The organism is Archangium violaceum Cb vi76, assembly GCF_000733295.1.
Taxonomy (GTDB): Bacteria; Myxococcota; Myxococcia; order Myxococcales; family Myxococcaceae; genus Archangium; species Archangium violaceum.
In genome coordinates, this window is the sequence record NZ_JPMI01000052.1 from 37,412 (window position 1) to 54,793 (window position 17,382).

At 69.8% G+C, this 17,382-nt stretch carries 14 protein-coding genes; 9 read left to right on the plus strand and 5 right to left on the minus strand.

All coding sequences use genetic code 11. The features are described from left to right. Positions 1-53 precede the first annotated feature (53 nt). Entirely contained in the window at positions 54-3,629 is a 3,576-nt protein-coding gene (dnaE, locus tag Q664_RS08830) for a DNA polymerase III subunit alpha (protein WP_043392141.1), read from the minus strand. Between the two features lie 351 nt (positions 3,630-3,980). Between dnaE and Q664_RS08835 the strand changes: the two genes are divergently transcribed. The 6 genes from Q664_RS08835 to Q664_RS08855 all read left to right on the plus strand — a co-directional run bounded on the left by Q664_RS08835 (position 3,981) and on the right by Q664_RS08855 (position 9,445). Further along, the gene (locus Q664_RS08835) at positions 3,981-4,442 is read left to right on the plus strand and encodes a Spy/CpxP family protein refolding chaperone (RefSeq protein ID WP_043392143.1); all 462 of its coding nucleotides are present in this window, start codon (positions 3,981-3,983) and stop codon (positions 4,440-4,442) included. A 98-nt stretch (positions 4,443-4,540) separates the two neighbouring features. Continuing rightward, positions 4,541-5,353: a M14 family metallopeptidase gene (locus Q664_RS08840; protein ID WP_043392145.1), complete on the plus strand. Its 813-nt coding sequence runs from the start codon at positions 4,541-4,543 to the stop codon at positions 5,351-5,353. Continuing rightward, on the plus strand, positions 5,350-6,234 hold the full coding sequence (locus Q664_RS08845) for an aldo/keto reductase (protein ID WP_235216612.1): 885 nt from the start codon (positions 5,350-5,352) through the stop codon (positions 6,232-6,234). The genes Q664_RS08840 and Q664_RS08845 overlap by 4 nt, the downstream gene beginning before the upstream one ends. Before the next feature lie 10 nt (positions 6,235-6,244). Beyond that, positions 6,245-7,975: a chloride channel protein gene (locus tag Q664_RS08850; protein ID WP_052517866.1), complete on the plus strand. Its 1,731-nt coding sequence runs from the start codon at positions 6,245-6,247 to the stop codon at positions 7,973-7,975. Between the two features lie 17 nt (positions 7,976-7,992). After that, positions 7,993-8,313 carry a hypothetical protein gene (locus Q664_RS54655; protein WP_075207389.1) on the plus strand — a complete coding sequence of 107 codons (321 nt, stop codon included), beginning with the start codon at positions 7,993-7,995 and terminating at the stop codon, positions 8,311-8,313. Positions 8,314-8,488: 175 nt separating this feature from the next. Beyond that, positions 8,489-9,445, plus strand: coding sequence for a hypothetical protein (locus tag Q664_RS08855; protein ID WP_043392148.1), 957 nt, complete (start codon positions 8,489-8,491; stop codon positions 9,443-9,445). A 1-nt stretch (position 9,446) separates the two neighbouring features. Here the strand turns inward: Q664_RS08855 and Q664_RS08860 are convergent, their stop codons facing one another. Next, entirely contained in the window at positions 9,447-10,409 is a 963-nt protein-coding gene (locus Q664_RS08860) for a DUF6624 domain-containing protein (protein WP_043392152.1), read from the minus strand. A 242-nt stretch (positions 10,410-10,651) separates the two neighbouring features. Here Q664_RS08860 and Q664_RS08865 point away from each other — a divergent pair, with 242 nt between their 5' ends. Further along, positions 10,652-11,506: a hypothetical protein gene (locus tag Q664_RS08865; protein ID WP_052517867.1), complete on the plus strand. Its 855-nt coding sequence runs from the start codon at positions 10,652-10,654 to the stop codon at positions 11,504-11,506. Positions 11,507-11,515: 9 nt separating this feature from the next. Here the strand turns inward: Q664_RS08865 and Q664_RS08870 are convergent, their stop codons facing one another. Genes Q664_RS08870 through Q664_RS08880 form a run of 3 tightly spaced genes read right to left on the minus strand, consistent with a single transcriptional unit; the run spans position 11,516 to position 13,516 of the window. After that, a complete protein-coding gene (locus Q664_RS08870; RefSeq protein WP_043392154.1) occupies positions 11,516-12,220 on the minus strand; it encodes a hypothetical protein in 705 nt (234 codons plus the stop codon). Further along, positions 12,217-12,624 (minus strand): hypothetical protein, encoded by a 408-nt coding sequence (locus Q664_RS08875; protein ID WP_152621996.1) that lies wholly within the window; start codon positions 12,622-12,624, stop codon positions 12,217-12,219. The genes Q664_RS08870 and Q664_RS08875 overlap by 4 nt, the downstream gene beginning before the upstream one ends. A gap of 28 nt (positions 12,625-12,652) precedes the next feature. After that, the gene (locus Q664_RS08880) at positions 12,653-13,516 is read right to left on the minus strand and encodes a WGR domain-containing protein (protein ID WP_043392159.1); all 864 of its coding nucleotides are present in this window, start codon (positions 13,514-13,516) and stop codon (positions 12,653-12,655) included. 96 nt (positions 13,517-13,612) lie between these two features. Between Q664_RS08880 and Q664_RS08885 the strand changes: the two genes are divergently transcribed. Both Q664_RS08885 and Q664_RS51805 read left to right on the plus strand, forming a co-directional pair. Continuing rightward, positions 13,613-14,086, plus strand: a complete 474-nt coding sequence (locus tag Q664_RS08885) for a GNAT family N-acetyltransferase (protein WP_043392182.1) — start codon at positions 13,613-13,615, stop codon at positions 14,084-14,086. 131 nt (positions 14,087-14,217) lie between these two features. Then, positions 14,218-17,382 (plus strand): serine/threonine-protein kinase (locus tag Q664_RS51805; RefSeq protein WP_052517868.1); only part of this gene is annotated, 3,165 nt, incomplete at its 3' end.

The window sequence follows — 17,382 nt, forward strand, 5'->3', positions numbered from 1 at the left end:
CGCGAGGAAGGGCCCACTTGAGCAGAACGGGCGGGCAGCGTCCACGCCCGCGCTCAGCCGAACTCGACCACCTTCATGCCGAAGAGCCGCTCCACGGACTGGATGAGCTCGTCACTCACCTGCACCTTGAGCGAGGTGTTGCCGATGAGCGCCTCGGCCTCGTTGGTGAAGAGCAGGCTCACGGCCACCGGGGTGGCGCCCTCATACTGCTTGACGAGCTTCGCCAGCTTCTCCATCCGCTCGTCCGTGGCGAGGTCCACCGGCAGCCGGAACTCCAGCCGCTTGGTGCGCTTCTCGCGCACGGCCTTGAGGCTCTGGATGTCGTCGACGATGAGCTCCGCCACCGGCGTGTCCTCGTCGCGCTGATTGATTTGGACCGTGCCCGTCACGAGGATGGGGTCATCGCTCTTGAGCAACGGCTCCCAGTGCTCGAAGCCGGGCTTGGGCCCCTGCTTCGTCCACTTGCCGTCCTTGCCCATGACGTTGCGCGTGCCGTCCTTGCCGGGGAAGCACACCAGCTCGATGGAGCCGGACAGGTCCTCCAGCGTCACCCACGCCATGCGCTTGCCCGTCTTGGTGGGCCGCTCGCGCAGCGCCGCGACAATCCCGGCGATGGTGAGCTTCTCGTCCTTGCGCGCACGCGCCACCGCGGTGATGGGCCGGGCGTAGCGCTTGAGCTCCTTGTCGTACTGGTGCAGCGGGTGGCCCGACACGTAGAAGCCGATGGCCTCCTTCTCCAGCGACAGGCGCTCCTTCTCCGCCCACTCCTCCACCTGGACGTAGTCGTCCTTCATCCCGCCGCCGCCGCCCGAGGAGCCCCCGCCCAGCATGCCGAAGAGCGAGCTCTGCCCCGCGGCCTTGTCCTTCTGGCTGCTGGAGCCGCGGCTCATCGCGCGCTCGATGCTCTCGAAGATCTGCCGCCGCGGGCGCTTCTCGAAGTCGAAGGACCCGGCCTTCACCAGCGCTTCCAGCACCTTGCGGTTCACCTTGCGCGAGTCCACACGCTCGCAGAAGTCGAACAGGCTCTTGAAGGGGCCCTCCTTGCGCGCCTCGATGATGGCCTCGATGGCGCCCTCGCCCACGCCCTTGATGGCGCCCAGGCCGAAGCGGATCTTCCCCTCCACCGCGCCGAAGGCCATGTCCGACTGGTTCACGTCCGGCGGCAGCACCTGCACGCCCGACTGCCGGGCCTCGCCGATGTGCAGCACCACCTTGTCGGTGTTGTCCTTCTCACTGGTGAGAAGGGCCGCCATGAACTCCACGCGGTAGTGCGCCTTGAGCCACGCCGTGTGGATGGTGACGAGGCCGTAGGCCGCTGAGTGGCTCTTGTTGAAGCCGTACTCGGCGAACTTCTCCATGAGGTCGAAGATTTCGCCGGCCACCTTCAGGTCGACGTTGTTCTTCGCGCAGCCCTCGAGGAAGCCGGCCCGCTCGGCCTGCATGACCTCGGCCTTCTTCTTGCCCATCGCGCGGCGCAGCAGGTCCGCGCGGCCCAGGGTGTAGCCTCCCAGCACCTGGGAGATCTGCATCACCTGTTCCTGATAGACGATAACGCCGTAGGTGTCCTTGAGGACGGGCTCCAGCGCCGGGTGCGGGTACGTCACCGGCTCGCGGCCGTGCTTGCGGTTGATGAAGACGTCCACCATGCCCGAGTCGAGCGGACCCGGCCGGTAGAGCGCGCCGGCGGCGACCACGTCTTCGAAGCAGGACGGCTTGAGCTTCATCACCATTTCGGTGAAGCCGCTGGACTCCATCTGGAAGACGCCGGCCGTGTCGCCCTCGGCCATCAGCTTCCACACCTCCGCGTCACCCTCCAGCGGGATGTCATCGCGAAGGATGGGCTTGCCGTTGGGCGGGTTGCGGTTGATGAGGTTGAGCGCGTTCTGGATGACGGTGAGCGTCTTGAGGCCGAGGAAGTCGAACTTCACCAGGCCCGCGGCCTCCACCTCGTCCTTGGCGAACTGGGTGATGAGGGTGTCTTCCCCCGGAGGCTGATAGGTGGGGACGAACTCCCACAGCGGCTTGTCGGCTATGACAACGCCGGCCGCGTGCATGCCGGGCTGGCGGTGCAGTCCCTCCAGCGCGAGGGCGATCTCCAGCACGTCCTTGGTGGTGACGTCCTTGCCCTCCACCTGCCCGATGGCGGTGGGCTTCTCCATCATCTCCTTGAGACGCGGCTCCATCTCGATGGCGTCCTTGAGCGTGATGCCGAGCACCTCGGGCACCAGCTTGGCGATGCGGTCACCCTCGCTGAAGGGCAGCGCGAACACGCGGCACACGTCGCGCAGCACGCTCTTGGCCTTGAGCGAGCCGAACGTGATGATCTGCCCCACGTTGTTCTCGCCGTACTTGCGGCCCACGTACTTGATGACCTCGTCGCGCCGGTCCTGACAGAAGTCGATATCGAAGTCCGGCATCGACACGCGCTCGGGGTTGAGGAAGCGCTCGAAGAGCAGGTTGTACGGGAGCGGATCCAGGTCGGTGATGCGCAGGCAGTAGGCCACCAGGGAACCGGCGCCCGAGCCACGGCCCGGACCCACCGGAATCCCGTGCTGCTTGGCCCAGTTGATGAAGTCCTGAACGATGAGGAAGTAGCCGCTGAACCCCATCTTCTGGATGACGCCGATCTCCAGCTCCAGCCGGGCCCTGTAGGGCTCGCGATCCACGGGCGGCTTGCCGGCGCGGAAGGTCGCGATGTCGATCTCCTTGAAGCGCTCCTCCAGGTTGGCACGCGCCAGCTCCGCCATGTAGCTGTCCGGCGTGTGGCTGTCGGGCACCTTGAAGGTGGGCAGCATGGGCTTGCCCAGCTTCAGCTCCAGGTTGATCTGCTCGACAATGCGCTGGGTGTTGTGGACGGCCTCGGGAGTGTCCTTGAAGTACTCCAGCATCTCCTGCGGACTGGTGACGTAGAGCTTGTCCGTGGAGTGCTTCATGCGCTTGCCATCCGCGAGCGTCTTGCCGCTGGCGATGCACATGAGGAGCTCGTGGGCGCGCGCATCCGCCTGCTTGATGTAGTGCGCGTCCGCGGTGGCACACAGCCCGATGCCCAGATCCCTGCCGAGCTGCTTCAGGTTCTCGTTGGCCTTCTCCTGCTCGGGCATCCCGTTGGACTGCACCTCGAGGAAGAAGTGCTCGGGCTCGAAGATCTCCTTGTACTCGAGCGCCGCCTTGCGGGCGTGGTCCATGTCCCCGCGGAAGGCCGCGCCGGTGACCTCGCCACCCAGGCACGCGGTGAGCGCGAAGAGACCCTTGCTGTGGTCCTTCAGCAGCTGCTTGTCGATGCGCGGGTGGTAGTAGAAGCCCTCGCGGTAGGCCATGGAGGAGAGGTACTTGAGGTTGTCGTACCCGTCCTTGTTCTTGGCCAGGAGGATGAGGTGGTGGCCCACCTTCTCCGTACGGTCCTTGCGGCCCTTGGGCCCGGCCACGTACGTCTCCATCCCGATGATGGGCTTGATGCCGGCGTCCTTGGCCTTCTTGTAGAAGTCGATGGTGGCGAACATGTTGCCGTGATCCGTCACGGCCACGCTCGTCATCCCCTTCTCCTTCACCGTCTTGATGAGGTCCTTCATCCGGATCGCCCCATCGAGGAGCGAGTACAGGGAGTGCAGGTGCAGGTGGGTAAAGGACATGGCTGGAAAGTAGTCAGGAAGAGGGGCTACAGCACCACATTTGTTCAGGGCGGGGACGCTCGCCAGTTTCCGGCCGGACGTCGCGTCTGGAGCCGGAAAATCGGCCCCGGAACCTTGTGGCATGCCTCACACGGGCCGTGAAGGAGCCATCAGGTCGGGCATGGGTCGGGTGGCCTGGCACCTGGGGTGTCCCTCGGAGGCCCCCTCGCAGGGCCGCCGAGCGGGCCTTCACACTTCTTTACCCCAGCGAAAAGCGCCCGCAACGGGCCTCTCGCATTCTGTACATCGTCGCCGATTGACGGCGCCCACGAACGGAAAGCGGGCCCCCGAGGCCCCTGGGAGTTACACGCCATGAACACGAAGAACAAGCTGATGATCGCCGGTTCCGCCGTCCTCGCCTTCGTCCTCCTCACGGGCTTCCGCGGCGGACACTTCGGCGGACACTTCGGCGGCCCGCGCGACCCCGAGCGCGTGAAGCAGATGCTCACCTGGCGGCTGGATGACCGGCTCGAGGAGCTGAAGGCCTCGGAGCAGCAGAAGCAGGCCATCCACGGGCTGAAGGACTCGCTCTTCGAGGACGGCAAGCGCCTCTTCGAGGAGAACAAGGGCGCCCGGACGCAGATGGTGGAGCAGTGGGAGTCGGCCAACCCGGACTCGAAGGCGGTGCACGCCCTGGTGGACGCGCGCGTGGATGCCTTCCGCGCCTTCGCCCACAAGGTGGCGGACGCCGCCCTCCAGGCCCACCGCATCCTCACCCCGGAGCAGCGCCAGCAGGTGACGGAGCACGTTCGTGAGCACATGAACGCTCGCTAGTGCTCGCCCGGTGCCCGGTATCCATCCATGCACACATCCGGGCACAATCGGGCCCGAAGACACTTCGGGGCAGGCCCTCCTGTGAATAACCTGGGGGCGTGCCCCAGAACTACGACGAGTACGCCCGCCGCATCCGCGGCTACGCCCAGTTCGCCGAGGTGAACGAGTACGCCCGTGTCGTCGAGGGTGGTGTCGAGTACCCACTCTTCCGGCTCACGACACCCGGCGACCGTTGGCTGGTCATCACCTCGGGCTTCCACGGCGAGGAGCCCGCCGGCCCGCTCACGCTGTGCCACTACTTCCCGGACATCGTCGCCTACGCCCGCGAACGTGGCGTGGGCCTGCGCGTGTACCCGTGCATCAATCCCTCGGGCTTCGTGGACGGCACCCGCTACAACCGCAGCGGGGAGAAGCCCAACAACGACTTCATGCGCTACGAGGTCGCCCCCGGCGAGTGGAAGGGCGAGCTCACCCGCGATGAGCCCTTCCTGCGCTGGGCCCTCTACGAGGGTGGACCCAGGGAGACGCGCGCGGTGCGCTCGGACATCGCGCGCTACCCCGCTCCCGCCGCCGCGCTGGACATCCACCAGGACAACTACCTGCCCGGCGCCGCCACCTACGCCTATACCTTCGGGGACAAGGACGCCTACCGGCCCTTCATGAAGGCCGCCTCGGCCCACGCCCAGGTGATGCGCGACGAGAAGGTGGACGAGCACAACCGCACCGACCCGGACGGTCTCATCGAGTACCACGACGGCAGCGTCACCGATTATTTCATGCGCCTGGGCGTGCCCTACACCACGGCACTGGAGACGACCACCCGGACTCCGCTAGAAGCCTGCCACGCCATCAACCTCATCTGGATTCGCGGCTTCATCGACCTGGCCGCGCGTGGAAGCGGGAGCACATGATGATTCGCCGTCCTCTGGGCAACACCGGTCTACAGGTCTCCGTGCTGGGTTTTGGAGCGGGGCCGGTGGGCAGCCCGGAGCTGTCCGAGTCCGAGGCCGAGGCCCTCCTGAAGGGCGTGCTGGACGCGGGCATCAACCTCCTCGACAGCGCCCCCAGCTACGGGCAGTCCGAGGAGCGCATCGGCCGCGCGCTGCGGGGGCGGCGGCAGGACGTCGTGCTCTCCACCAAGTGCGGCTACGGCGTGCCCGGCGTGGAGGACTGGACGGGGCCCTGCATCACCCAGGGGATTGAGCTGGCCCTGCGCCGGCTGCGCACGGATTTCCTCGACATCGTGCACTTCCACTCGTGCCCCGTGGAGGTGCTGGAGCGCCCCGGTGTCGTGGACGCGCTCCGGCACGCCGTGCAGCAGGGCAAGGTGCGCGTGGCCGCGTACTCGGGAGAGAGTGCGCCGCTGAGCTGGGCGCTGCACTCGGGGGCCTTCGGCTCCGTGCAGACGTCCGTGAATGTGTTCGACCAGAAGGTGATGGACCAGGCGCTGCCCCTGGCCCGGGAGAAGGGCATCGGCGTCATCGCCAAGCGCCCCCTGGGGAACGCGCCCTGGCGTCACGCCGAGCGTCCCTCCGCTCCGGATGTCGCGACGTACTGGGACCGCATGCGCGCCATGGGCCTGGATACCAGCGGGATGGACTGGAGCGAGCTGACCCTGCGCTTCGCCGCCTTCGTGCCCGGTGTGGCCAGTTGCATCGTGGGGACCACGCGGATGGAGAACCTCCAGCGCAACGTGCATGCCTTGGAGAAGGGCCCGCTGCCCGAGGCCCTGGTGGAACGGATTCGCGGTACGTTCCGCCAGCATGATCAGGGGTGGGAAGGACTGATCTGAGCCGACACGGATGGAGACCTCGCAACGCACAGCCCCCCCCCTCGGCGGATTCCTCCGCGGCCTGGCGGGTGTGGAGAAACGCTTCTGGGTGCTCGTCGTCGTCGTGGGCCTCATCTCGGGCGTGGGGGCGGTAGTCCTCCTCCGCGTGCTGCGCGTCACCCAGCATCTCTTCTGGCGCAGTGAGGTGGAGGGCTTCCTCGCGGGCGTCGTCGCCTCGCCGCCCTGGCGCCGCTTCCTGGTGCCCGTGCTCGGTGGAGGGCTCGTCTCCCTGATGACCCTGCTCGTCGGGCAGCCCCTCCGGGGACATGGGACGGCGGGCATCATCGAATCCATCTGGGTGAAGGCCGGCGAGCTGTCCCTGCCGCGGGCACTCTTCCGGGGCTTCATCTCCATCATCGCGGTGGCCCTGGGAGCCCCCCTGGGCCGCGAGGGCGCGCTCCTGCAGACGGGGGCGGCCAGCGGTTCCGCCCTGGCCCGCTGGCTGCGGCTGCCCTCGGGACAGGCCCGCCTGCTGGTGGCGTGTGGGGCCGCGGCGGGCATCGCCTCCGCCTACAACGTCCCCATCGGCGGCGCGCTCTTCGGCCTGGAGGTGCTGCTGGGCAGCTTCGCGCTCGAGCTGTTCGGCCCCATCGTCGTCTCCTGCGTGGTGGCGACGCTCGTGTCGCGCACGCTCGTCGCGGACCGCCCCAGCTACCTCATCCCGCACTACGTGCTGACGCACCCCCGGGAGCTGCTCCTCGCACTACTGCTGGGCGTGCTGGTGGGGGCCGCCTCCGCCCTCTACGTGCGCACCATCAACCTGCTGTCGGACACGCTGGACAAGGTGCCCCGCCGGTTCCAAGCGCTCCAACCCCTGGTGGCGATGAGCCTCGTGGGGCTGGCCGCCATCTGGCTGCCCGAGTTGCTCGGCAATGGCTATGACGCGGTGAACGCGGCGCTGCTCGGGAAGATGTCGCTGCTGCTGCTCGCCATCCTCCCGCTGGCCAAGCTGCTGGCCACGTCGATGTGCGCGGGCGCGGGGGTCCCCGGGGGCCTCTTCACCCCCTCGCTCTTCTATGGAGCCCTGCTGGGAGGCGCCTTCGGGCACGTGGCGGGCATGGTGTGGCCTGGCGGGGCACCCAGTGGAGCCTACGCGCTGCTGGGCATGGTGGCCGTGCTCGCGGGCACGACGCATGCGTCCGTGTCCGCCGTCCTCCTCATCTTCGAGATGACGGCGGACTATGACTTGATGCTGCCCTTGATGCTGTGTGCGGTGATCTCCGCGGCGGTGAGCCGCAGACTGGAGCCGGAGTCGCTCTACACGTCCGTGCTCAACCGCCGCAACGTGCGCATGCCCGCCAGCGTCCCCCCATGGCTGAGGGAGGAGGGAACCCGCGCCCTGCTCAAACCCGTGCAACGACGCATCCCCCCCTCCGCCCCCTTCCAGGAGGTGGTGGTGCTGTTGCTGGAGCAGCCCCCCGGAACGGACCTCTACGTCACGGACGAGCACGGGCGGCTGCTCGGCACCATCATCCTCGACAACCTCAAGGGACACCTTCCGAACCACGCGCTGCTGCAGGCCACGGTGGCCGCGGACGTCATGGACACGGGCGTGCCCATCATCACCCCGGAGCTCTCCCTGGCCGAGGTGGCCAGGAGCTTCGGCAAGACGGCGCTCGAGTGCCTGCCCGTCGTGGACCATGAACGGCGTCTGCTGGGCACGGTCTCCAAGAGCGACGTGTTGCAGAGAGGGCAGTTCTGACGGGGCGGAGGGCCACCATGAACAAGAGGACTCGCGCGTGGAGCATCGTGGCACTGGGTCTCCTGTGCGCGCTCCTGGCCTATGTCCTGCTGCGGACGCCCCCCCAGGTGAGCCCCTCGCATGCCACCCCGCGAGGACACCAGGCCACGAGCACACCGGAGCCGCATCCGCCGGAGACGCATCCGCCTTCCACGGCGCCTCGGTTGGACCCGAACATGTACCGGGGGTGGCCCCTCTTCCTCGGCTGGCCCCTGCCGGAGGTGCCGCCCCCGGATTGGGGAACGGGGGGCTCGGCACCACCGCCTCCGCCGCCGCGGCGACCCGCAGAGCAGCACTGAGCGGGGACGGCGTGTCCGCCCCTGGCCAGCGGAGGAGTCGGGCGCTCCGGCAAGACGCACGCCCACCAGGTGAGCGGACGGCCGGTCGTGCCAGCGAGGGCATCCGTTCGCATCCTCCTCGTGGGGATGTGCTCCAGGCGAGCGAAGAGCGGCGCCGGGAAGGACAGGTGGATGCATGTCGAATGAGCGGCGCCCGGGCCCCGTGGAGATGCTTCGCAACCTGGCCTTGTCACTCGAGCGTCTGGCGGCCCACGAGGCCGCGAGCAGTGTCGTGCGTGGCACGGCGGACGGGCTGCGCCAGGAGATGCCAGAGCTCGAGGGGCAGTTGCGCGCGCTCCTCCAGGACACGCTGACGGTCCTCGGGCGGCTGGCGCATGAGGCGGCCGAGCACAAGCAGGTGGAGCCAGGGGTGGCCGCTCACGCCATCGCGGCCTCCGCGACCCAGGGAATGCTGGAGGTGCTGGAGCGGGAGTGGCAGGACGGCGGCCTGCCCCTCCATTCCTTCATCGAGCGGCTCAACCGTCTCCTGGACGGGGTGACGGACTTCGCCCACTTCCGCTCCGATGAGATTCGCACCCCGAGGGAACGGGCCCAGGCCATCACCGAGACCATGGTGAAGACGGTGGTGCAACAGCTCCGCGAGGAACTGCCCGCGCTCGCGGAGGATCTGCGGGCGGTGGCTCCCGTGGGAGGAGAGCTCGCCGCGAAGGCGGGGCGGGGATTCGTCGAGGGCATCGAAGCGAAGCTCCGGGAGAACCCGGACCCCTTCGGAGACCTGCTCGAGAACGCGGGCCGGAAGCTGGTGCGTGGGTTGGCCGCCGGCCTCCGCGAGGAGCTGGCTTCCAACCCGGCGGTGTCGGGCGAGGTGCAGGGGGCCTCCCTCGAGACGCTCGCCGAGCTGACCGCCGCCGCGACCGTCCGGGGCGTGGGCGGAGCCCTGACGGAGCAGGTGCGCACCTGGCGGGAGGCCCTGGCGAGCAGCGGAACCCCGCGGCGCATGAGCCGGGAGCTCACGCGCGGCGTGCTGGAGGCGCTCGGAGCGGAACTGCGCCGGCCCCTGCTCGCCATCGCGAGCGCGGGCGGTCTCCTCACGCTCACCCTGCTCTCCATGCGCTGGCGGCGTCTGGCCTAGATTACTTGCCGCCCGAGGCCATGCGCTGCATCTGCGCGTTGTACTCGGCCAGGGTGCCCAGCCCCACGGCCGCGCGGCGCGCGTCCACGTTCGCCTCGTCCTCGATGGGACGGGGCACCAGCTTGCCCTCCACCGTGTGGAACTGGGTGCCGTAGCGCTGCGGCTTGCCCTCGGCCACCAGCACGCGGTCCGTCAGGTAGGCCAGGTCCTTCGGCGAGCCCTCGCCCGCCGCCACCGACTTCTCCAGCAGCGGCAGGCACTGGCGCTGGAAGGCCACGTCCAGGTCCGCGTGCTGCACGAGCAGCCATGCCGCCTTCGCGCCCCGCTCGCCCACCAGCGTCTTCGTGGGCCAGCCCACCTGCGCGACGAGCTCCTTCATCCGCGCGGTGTTCTTCACGTCGATGGCCTTCATCCGCTCGTTGGCCGCCGTGTCCTTGAACCGAGCCGCGCCCGCGGCGTGCCGGGCGGCCTGGTCCTCCTCCATCATGCGCAGCAGCTCGTCGCGCAACTGCGGATTCCGGGCCTCCATGAGCTTCGCCTCGTTGGCGGCGGCCTTCTCGGCGATGCGGGCGAAGGCGGGCTCCTCGCGCAGGGAGGCCAGGTCCTCGTCCTGCTTCATGTGTCCGAGAGCGGCGAAGCCAGCGTCCACGGCGCGCTCGAGCCACGTGAGGGCCTCGGCCTTCTCACCCGCGAGCGCCGCGGCACAGGCGGCGTTGTAGCTCATGCCCTCGGTGCGCATGCCCTGCTCCCAGGCCCGCCGGTAGAGCGGAAGCGACTCGGTGCTCTTGCCGCTCGTGAGCAGCGCATCCGCCTGCATCGCCAGCGCGCGGGCCTCGGGCGTGGGCGCCGGTGCCGCCGCGGGCGCGGAAGCAGCAGCGGGCGCGGGCTTCTCGCTGGGGGCCGCCGTATGGGCACAGGCCGACAGCAGGCTCAGGGCGGCGAGTCGCACGATGAGGTGATTCATTCAGTCATCTCCCTTGGAAAGGAGGCCGGCGGAAGGCCGGCGGAGGGGCGCGGATGCTAACGGAGAAGCCGGACATGCCCTCCTGACTGGACACCAGGCAGGCAGCCACTCACTCCTTCCCGCCGTGTGACGCCCCCGCCACGATAAAACCTGGATTACCGTCATTTGACCGCCATTCGCCCTTTTGCTTTGAGAGCCAACCACCTCGACCGGATGGGCGCTGTCCGTTAGAGTCGCGAGCCATGAATTTCGTGAGCCGGAAGCTGTGGATCGTCGGAGGAATGAGCCTGGCGCTGGGCGCGTGTGGAGCGAAGAATGTGGCGCCGGTGCAGCGGTACAGCCTGGGAGTGGCCCGCGCGGACTACCGCGACTACACGGGAGCCAAGGCGAACATCTGTGACGCGGAGACCCGCTGGCTGACGGACGAGCTGAGCGCGGTGAACGGTCTGATGACGCGCTTCCTGTCCGAGACCGAGCAGGTGAAGAACCCGAAGTCGGTGGACTACGCCCGCTCCATGGAGCTGCTGAAGGAGGCGTCGGGCTCGCTGGAGAAGGTGCTGAAGGTGCACCAGAACAACCTCCAGGCGGTGCAGAAGTGCGGCTTCGCGAAGAGCGGGGCCTTCCCGGACATCGCGAGGCGCGGCACGGAGCTGGTGGAGCAGTCGCGGGCGCGGATGGCCGAGGGGGCCCAGGTGCTCGCCCTGGAGGAGGCCCAGCGCAAGTGGAAGGCGGAGGCACCCCAGCGGGAGCAGGCGGCGCGCCAGACGTGGTGTGCCAAGAACCCCGAGGTGGGCAGCACCGACCTGTACTACGCGCGCAAGTTCATCGACGGCACCACCGAGTGGCTCTTCTGTGATGGCCACGTCGTCCAGTCCGCCAAGGGAAGCGAGCCGGCGCTGTTCTCGCCCGAGGGACTCAGCGCGAAGGATCGCCGCAAGGTGAAGCCGCCGCGCTACCTCGAGGCGGCCCAGGGCTACCCGGTGGAGGAGATGGACAAGGAGCCGACGAGCGTCGCGGACGCGGCGGCCCCCGCTCCCGCGGCGGCTCCCGCTCCCGAACCGGCGCCCGCCCAGGGCACGGCCGCGGGCGGCAACTGAGCCCCCGCGCTACGGCGCGTACGTCACCACCAGGTGGTTGGCGGTGAGCACCATCCCGCGCGGCGCGCCGCCGCCCGGGAGGGTGAGGTCGAAGGTGAAGGGCAGGCGCAGCACGCGCTCGTTCAGGGCGTTGCGCAGCATGCCCTCCGACTGGCTGCTGGAGTTCGCCTTGAGCTTCGTGCGCGAGGCATGGGCCCGGGCCATCAGGGCGTTGTCGCCGCCCATGGACAGCTCCACCACGAGGTCCGCCACCACGCCGGCCGCCACGCCCGACTGGAACTTGCGGACCTCGGCCTGGTAGGCCTTGGGGACGCTGCCGTTGTAGCGGATGTTGTCGCCGCGCATCTCCGCCCGGCAGGTGAGCGTGTTGAGCGGGCCGAAGCGCACGTCGGAGACGCGCTCGATGACGACCTCGCCCAGCAGATTCTGATCGAAGGTGCGGGCGGGCATCCGCATCGGCAGCAGCTGCGCGGCCATCTGCTCCAGGGCCGCGGGCGTGTAGTACATGGAGAAGGAGCGCCCCGCCTTGCCGGACGAGCGCAGCCCCTCCGTGTAGCGCGAGACGGACTGGAGGGCGCGGTCGAGCTGCTGCTGCTCCTCGGTGAGGCGCCGGTTGTCCTGCTCCGCCGAGCGCAGCCGCGTGGCGGCACTCGTGCCACAGCCCGTGCTCGCGACGGCCCACGCCACCAGGAGGCCCAGGGACAGCGCCCTCATGGCCCCACCACCCGGCAGGTGCCCTGGGACACGCGCCACGCCCCCGCCTTGCGAGGCGCGGAGAAGGTGGCCGTCATGCTGTAGGGCTGGCCGCGCAACTGGAAGCGGGCGTGCACGGCACCCGACTGGGGCAGCCCCGGCACCTGCGCGTTGGCCGGAGCCACGCCGGCGCAGCCCAGGTTGTTGAGGCCGGCGGCACCCTCCGCCTGCGCCACCACCTGGTAGGACTGCTGGAGCTCGGCCCTCTTGCGCTCCAGCTCGGCCCGGAGCTCCGTGTTGCGCGCCTCCAGCTCGTTCGCGCGCCGCTCCGTGGCCGAGCCCGAGGACGCACGGGCACCACTCCTGCTCGAAGCACACCCGGCCGCGCACAGCGCGAGCACGGGCAACCAACACCAGCGGGACATGTTCATGGTCCCGCCAGGGTACCACTCCCTACCCGCTCAGCCGGGACAGGCGCTCGGCGAGCCGTGCATCGCCCCCCGCCTCCAGCGAGCGCAGCAGGGCCGGCAGGGAGCTGCCTCCCGAGACCAGGTGTCCCTCCACGTGCGGGCGCAGCGCGCTCCAGCGCTTCTCCCAGCCGTCGCCGGAGACACGGGGCCGCGCGCCCAGCAGCGAGCCCAGGCGCAGCGCCAGCTCGGGCTCGCCGAGCACCTCGGCCTGGCGGGACAGCAGCCCGATGGCGGCCTGGGCCGGCGTCCCCGCGGGGGCCCGCTTCCACTGCTCCAGCGTCCGGACGAAGGCCGCGGCGTCCAGCTCGGCCAGCAGCTCCAGGGCCACCCACAGCGGCAGCCGCGGCTCGCCCCGGGGCGCCACCACCTTCCCCATCAGTGACGTGAACACCGCGCCGAGGGCGGAGTGGCTGGCCGGGTCCACGCCTCCCAGCGCCCGGAGCGCGCGCCGCGCCCCGCGGGCCTGGAGCGACACCTTCCAGCTGCGTCCCCCCACCCGTGCATCGAGCGCGGTGAGGGCCTCGGCGGCCGCCGTCACCTGCTCCGCGGTCGGCTTGCCCCCGCGCACCCGGGGCGGCAGCACGAGCTTCGGAGTGGCGGCGGCCGCGCCCTTGGCGCCCTTGGGTGCCGGAGCGGCTTCCGCGGACACCTCCTGGTAGCCCTCGCGCAGCTTCTCGGCCACCTTGCGCTCGTACTCGCGCCGGGCGCCCGCCTCATCGTCGAACTCCTTCTCCTTGCGCTGTCCGTCGGTGCCCAACCGGCCGAACACCACGATGAAGGTGCTGCCCTGGACCTCGGCCATCCAGAACTTGGCGCTGGTGCCTTCCACGAACTCGAACCTGCGCATGGTGCTGCCCCTCCCGTACCCGGTGTGCGGATGCGGGCCGGACGCTACTACGAAGCGGCCCCGGCCGTGTGCCCGGGGCGCTACCATCCCCCCCACATGATTCGTTCAGCGACCCCCGAGGACATCCCCTCCATCGCCCGGCTGATCCGGGCCCTGGCCGAGTACGAGAAGCTCTCCCACGAGGTCGTCCTGCGCGAGGAGGACCTGCGCCAGCACCTCTTCGGCGAGCGGCGCCATGCCGAGGTCGTCCTGGCCGAGGACGGCGGACAGGTGGTGGGCTTCGCCCTCTTCTTCCACAACTACTCCACCTTCCTCTCCAAGCCGGGCATCTACCTGGAGGACCTCTTCGTCCTGCCCGAGCAGCGCGGCCGGGGGCACGGCAAGCGCCTGTTGTCGCACCTGGCGAAGCTCGCCGTGGAGCGGGGCTGCGGCCGCTTCGAGTGGTCCGTGCTGGACTGGAACACCCCCTCCATCGAGTTCTACAAATCCTTCGGCGCGGTACCGATGAGCGACTGGACCGTCTTCCGCGTCACGGGCGAGGCGCTGGAGCGGCTCGCCCGAGCGACTTGAGCCCGGCTGCCCTCCATCCGGCCCGCCGCGGAGCGTCGCCGTGCGTTGATTGGAGAATCGGTGAGACGATCCATTCTCGCGTCCACACGGGCATGCCATTCTGCGTGGTAGGTGCGTGGTAGCGAGGCCTCATGACGTCCTTCGATGACAAAGAGCGCCGCACGCTCGTGAACGACGTCGTGAACGACGAGCGCCGCACGCTCGTGCCCGAGGAGCCCCGGCGCACGGTCGTGACGGACGATCGGCGCACGGTGAACATCGGCACGGGGGACGCACCAGGGCGCGCGGCTGGCGCTCGAGCCAATGGGGCGCCCGCCGAGGCCCCCACGCTCGGCCGGGGGACGCCCCTGGACCGGTACGTGGTGTTGGATCCCCTGGGCGAGGGCGGCATGGGGATGGTGTACGCCGCGTACGACTCGGTGCTGGACCGGAAGGTGGCGCTGAAGCTGCTGCCGCCGGGAGAGCTCGACGGAGGCCCCGAGATGTCCTCGGGACGGGCGCGGCTGCTGCGCGAGGCGCAGGCCATGGCCCGGCTGTCGCATCCCAACGTGGTGGCCATCTACGACGTGCACCAGCACGACTCCCAGGTCTTCATGGCCATGGAGCTGGTGGAGGGCCAGACGCTGTTGCAGTGGGAGCGGGAGAAGCCGAGGACGTGGCGGGAGCTGCTCACGGCCTACCTCGCCGCGGGCCGGGGACTGGCCGCCGCGCACGCCGCCGGGCTGGTGCACCGCGACTTCAAGCCCACCAACGTGCTGGTGGGCAAGGACGGCCGCGTCCGGGTGACGGACTTCGGCCTGGCGCGTCCGCACAACGCCCCCGCGGAGCAGGCGTCCGAGGCCCCTCCGGACACCAGCCCCGTGAAGGGGCACAGCCTGCTGGAGCTGAACCTGACGCAGCGGGGCGCGGTGCTGGGCACGCCGGCCTACATGGCGCCGGAGCAGTTCCGGGGCGCCACCGCGGATGCGCGGAGCGACCAGTTCTCCTTCGCCGTGTCGCTGTGGGAAGCGCTCTACGGCGTGCGCCCCTTCGAGGGCACGTCCCCGAGCGAGCGCCGGGAGAACGTGCTGGCCGGACGCATCAACCCGCCGCCGGCCTACTCCAAGGTGCCGCCCTGGGTGAACCGCGCCCTGCTGCGCGCGCTCAACACGGCCCCGGAGGCGCGTTACCCGTCGCTGGACGCGCTGCTGGCCGTCCTGGAGAGGGACCCGGCCCGGGTGCGCCGCCGCGCGCTGGCCATCGCGGCCCTGGGCCTGCTGGTGACGGGCTCGGCGGCGCTGGCGTGGACCACGTGGCACCAGCGCCAGGCGCAGCTGTGCACCGGAGGCGCGGCGAAGCTGGTGGGCATCTGGGACGCGCCGCGCAAGGCGGCCATCGAGAAGGCCTTCTTCGCCACGGGCCGGGACTACGCGCGCGACACGTGGGTGCGCGTGCGCGAGGCGCTCGACCTGTACACCCGCGAGTGGCAGGAGATGCACCAGGACACGTGCGTGGCCACCCGCATCCGGGGCGAGCAATCCGAGGCCGTCATGTCCCTGCGCATGGCCTGCCTGGAGGGCCGCCGGCAGGAGCTGGCCGCGCTCACCGAGGTCTTCACCGCCGCGGACGAGACGGTGGTGGAGAAGGCCATCTTCGCCACCAGCTCGCTGCGGCGCCTGTGGGGCTGCGCGGACGTGGAGGCGCTCATGTCCGAGGTGAAGCCGCCGGAGGACACCCACACCCGCGCCGCGGTGGAGACGGTCCGCGCGCAACTGGCCCGCGTCAAGGCGCTCACCACCGCCGGCAAGTTCCAGGAGTCGCTGGAGCTGGCCACGGAGGTGGCGAAGAAGGCGCCCACGCTGGGCTACTCGCCCGTGCACGCCGAGGCGCTCTTCACGCAGGCGTGGGTGCAGATCATCTCCGGGGAGAACCAGGGCGTGCCCCCGCTGCTCACCGAGTCGCTGTGGCTGGCGCACGCCTCCCGGCACGACGTCATCGCCGCCGCCGCGGCGGTGCGGCTGATGGGCTACTACGCCCAGCGGGGCCCGGAGGAGGAGAACAGCCGCTGGCAGGCCTTCGCGCTGGCCTCGCTGGACAGGTTGGGGGAGAACGGGGAGCTGCGGGCCATCTACCACAACAACCGGGGCATGGCCTTCTACCAGAAGGGCAACTTCGCCGAGGCGTACGAGTCCTTCGACAAGGCCTTCGCGCTGGCGGAGCAGACGCTGGGCCCGGCGCACTCGACGACGCTGCGCTACGCCACCAACTCGCTGGCGGCGCTGGGCAACCTGGACCGCATGGACGAGTCGCTGCGGGCCCTGGAGACGCTCGTGTCCGTGGGGGAGCGGAACCTGGGTCCCCTGCACCCGTTCCTCGTGCAGCCGATGATGAACCTGTCGAGCACGTACGTGATGCAGGGGCGGCTGGCGGACGCGCGCCGCATCCTCGACCGGGTGCGGGAGATCGTGAAGCGGGCGTTCCGGCCCAACTCGGAGGAGTGGGCGCACTACCACCTGTCGGCGGGCGAGCTCGACAGCGAGCAGGGCCGGGACGCCGAGGCGCTCGAGCACTACCAGGAAGCGGCGAGCCTGTACGGGACGCTCACGGGTCCGGAGAGCACGGACGCACTGCAATCCCTGGTGCGGGTGGCCGAGGCGCAGATGGCGCTGGAGCAGTTGGGACAGGCGCAGCAGACGTTCCAGCAGGTGCTGGAGCTGACGAAGAAGGACCCACAGCAGCAGGAGCACATCTACACGCAGGCGCTGAACGGGCTGGCGGCGCTGAGCACGGTGCGGGGCCAGCATGACAAGGCCCTGAAGCTGCACCAGCAGGTGTTGGAGCTGCGCGAGCGGTTCCTGGGAGCCGATCACTTCAACACGTCGCTCATCCGGATGGAGGTCGCCAACAGCCTGTTGGAGATGGGGCAGCCGGCGCGGGCGCTCGCGCTGTTCGAGCAGGTGCGGGTGCTGTTCGAGAAGACGACGGACCTGGAGTCACCGGTGTGGGCGCTGCTGCTGGCGGGAAAGGGCGAGGCGCTGCGCAAGCTGGGCAGGGCGGTCGAGGCCCTTCCACAGTTGGAGCGGGCGCTGCGGATCGTCGAGAAACACAAGGGGCGCCCCGAGTACCTGGCGCTGGTGCAATCCGCGCTGGCGCGGGCGCTGTGGAACACGGGGCAGCAGCCGGAGCGGGTGCAGAAGCTGGCCACGGCGGCGCGGGCGACCTACGCACGGACGCCCATCCTGCGCGCGAACGAGCTGGCGCAGCTGGACGCGGTGCTGAAGCGATACGAGCCGAAGACCCCCCCACCCGAACGCACT

Bases quoted from the DNA above. Each gene is read 5' to 3' on its own strand.
- dnaE (WP_043392141.1), bottom strand. From the start codon at position 3,629: ATGTCCTTTACCCACCTGCACCTGCACTCCCTGTACTCGCTCCTCGAT.
- Q664_RS08835 (WP_043392143.1), top strand. From the start codon at position 3,981: ATGAACACGAAGAACAAGCTGATGATCGCCGGTTCCGCCGTCCTCGCC.
- Q664_RS08845 (WP_235216612.1), top strand. From the start codon at position 5,350: ATGATGATTCGCCGTCCTCTGGGCAACACCGGTCTACAGGTCTCCGTG.
- Q664_RS08850 (WP_052517866.1), top strand. From the start codon at position 6,245: ATGGAGACCTCGCAACGCACAGCCCCCCCCCTCGGCGGATTCCTCCGC.
- Q664_RS54655 (WP_075207389.1), top strand. From the start codon at position 7,993: ATGAACAAGAGGACTCGCGCGTGGAGCATCGTGGCACTGGGTCTCCTG.
- Q664_RS08855 (WP_043392148.1), top strand. From the start codon at position 8,489: ATGTCGAATGAGCGGCGCCCGGGCCCCGTGGAGATGCTTCGCAACCTG.
- Q664_RS08860 (WP_043392152.1), bottom strand. From the start codon at position 10,409: ATGAATCACCTCATCGTGCGACTCGCCGCCCTGAGCCTGCTGTCGGCC.
- Q664_RS08865 (WP_052517867.1), top strand. From the start codon at position 10,652: ATGAATTTCGTGAGCCGGAAGCTGTGGATCGTCGGAGGAATGAGCCTG.
- Q664_RS08870 (WP_043392154.1), bottom strand. From the start codon at position 12,220: ATGAGGGCGCTGTCCCTGGGCCTCCTGGTGGCGTGGGCCGTCGCGAGC.
- Q664_RS08875 (WP_152621996.1), bottom strand. From the start codon at position 12,624: ATGTCCCGCTGGTGTTGGTTGCCCGTGCTCGCGCTGTGCGCGGCCGGG.
- Q664_RS08880 (WP_043392159.1), bottom strand. From the start codon at position 13,516: ATGCGCAGGTTCGAGTTCGTGGAAGGCACCAGCGCCAAGTTCTGGATG.
- Q664_RS08885 (WP_043392182.1), top strand. From the start codon at position 13,613: ATGATTCGTTCAGCGACCCCCGAGGACATCCCCTCCATCGCCCGGCTG.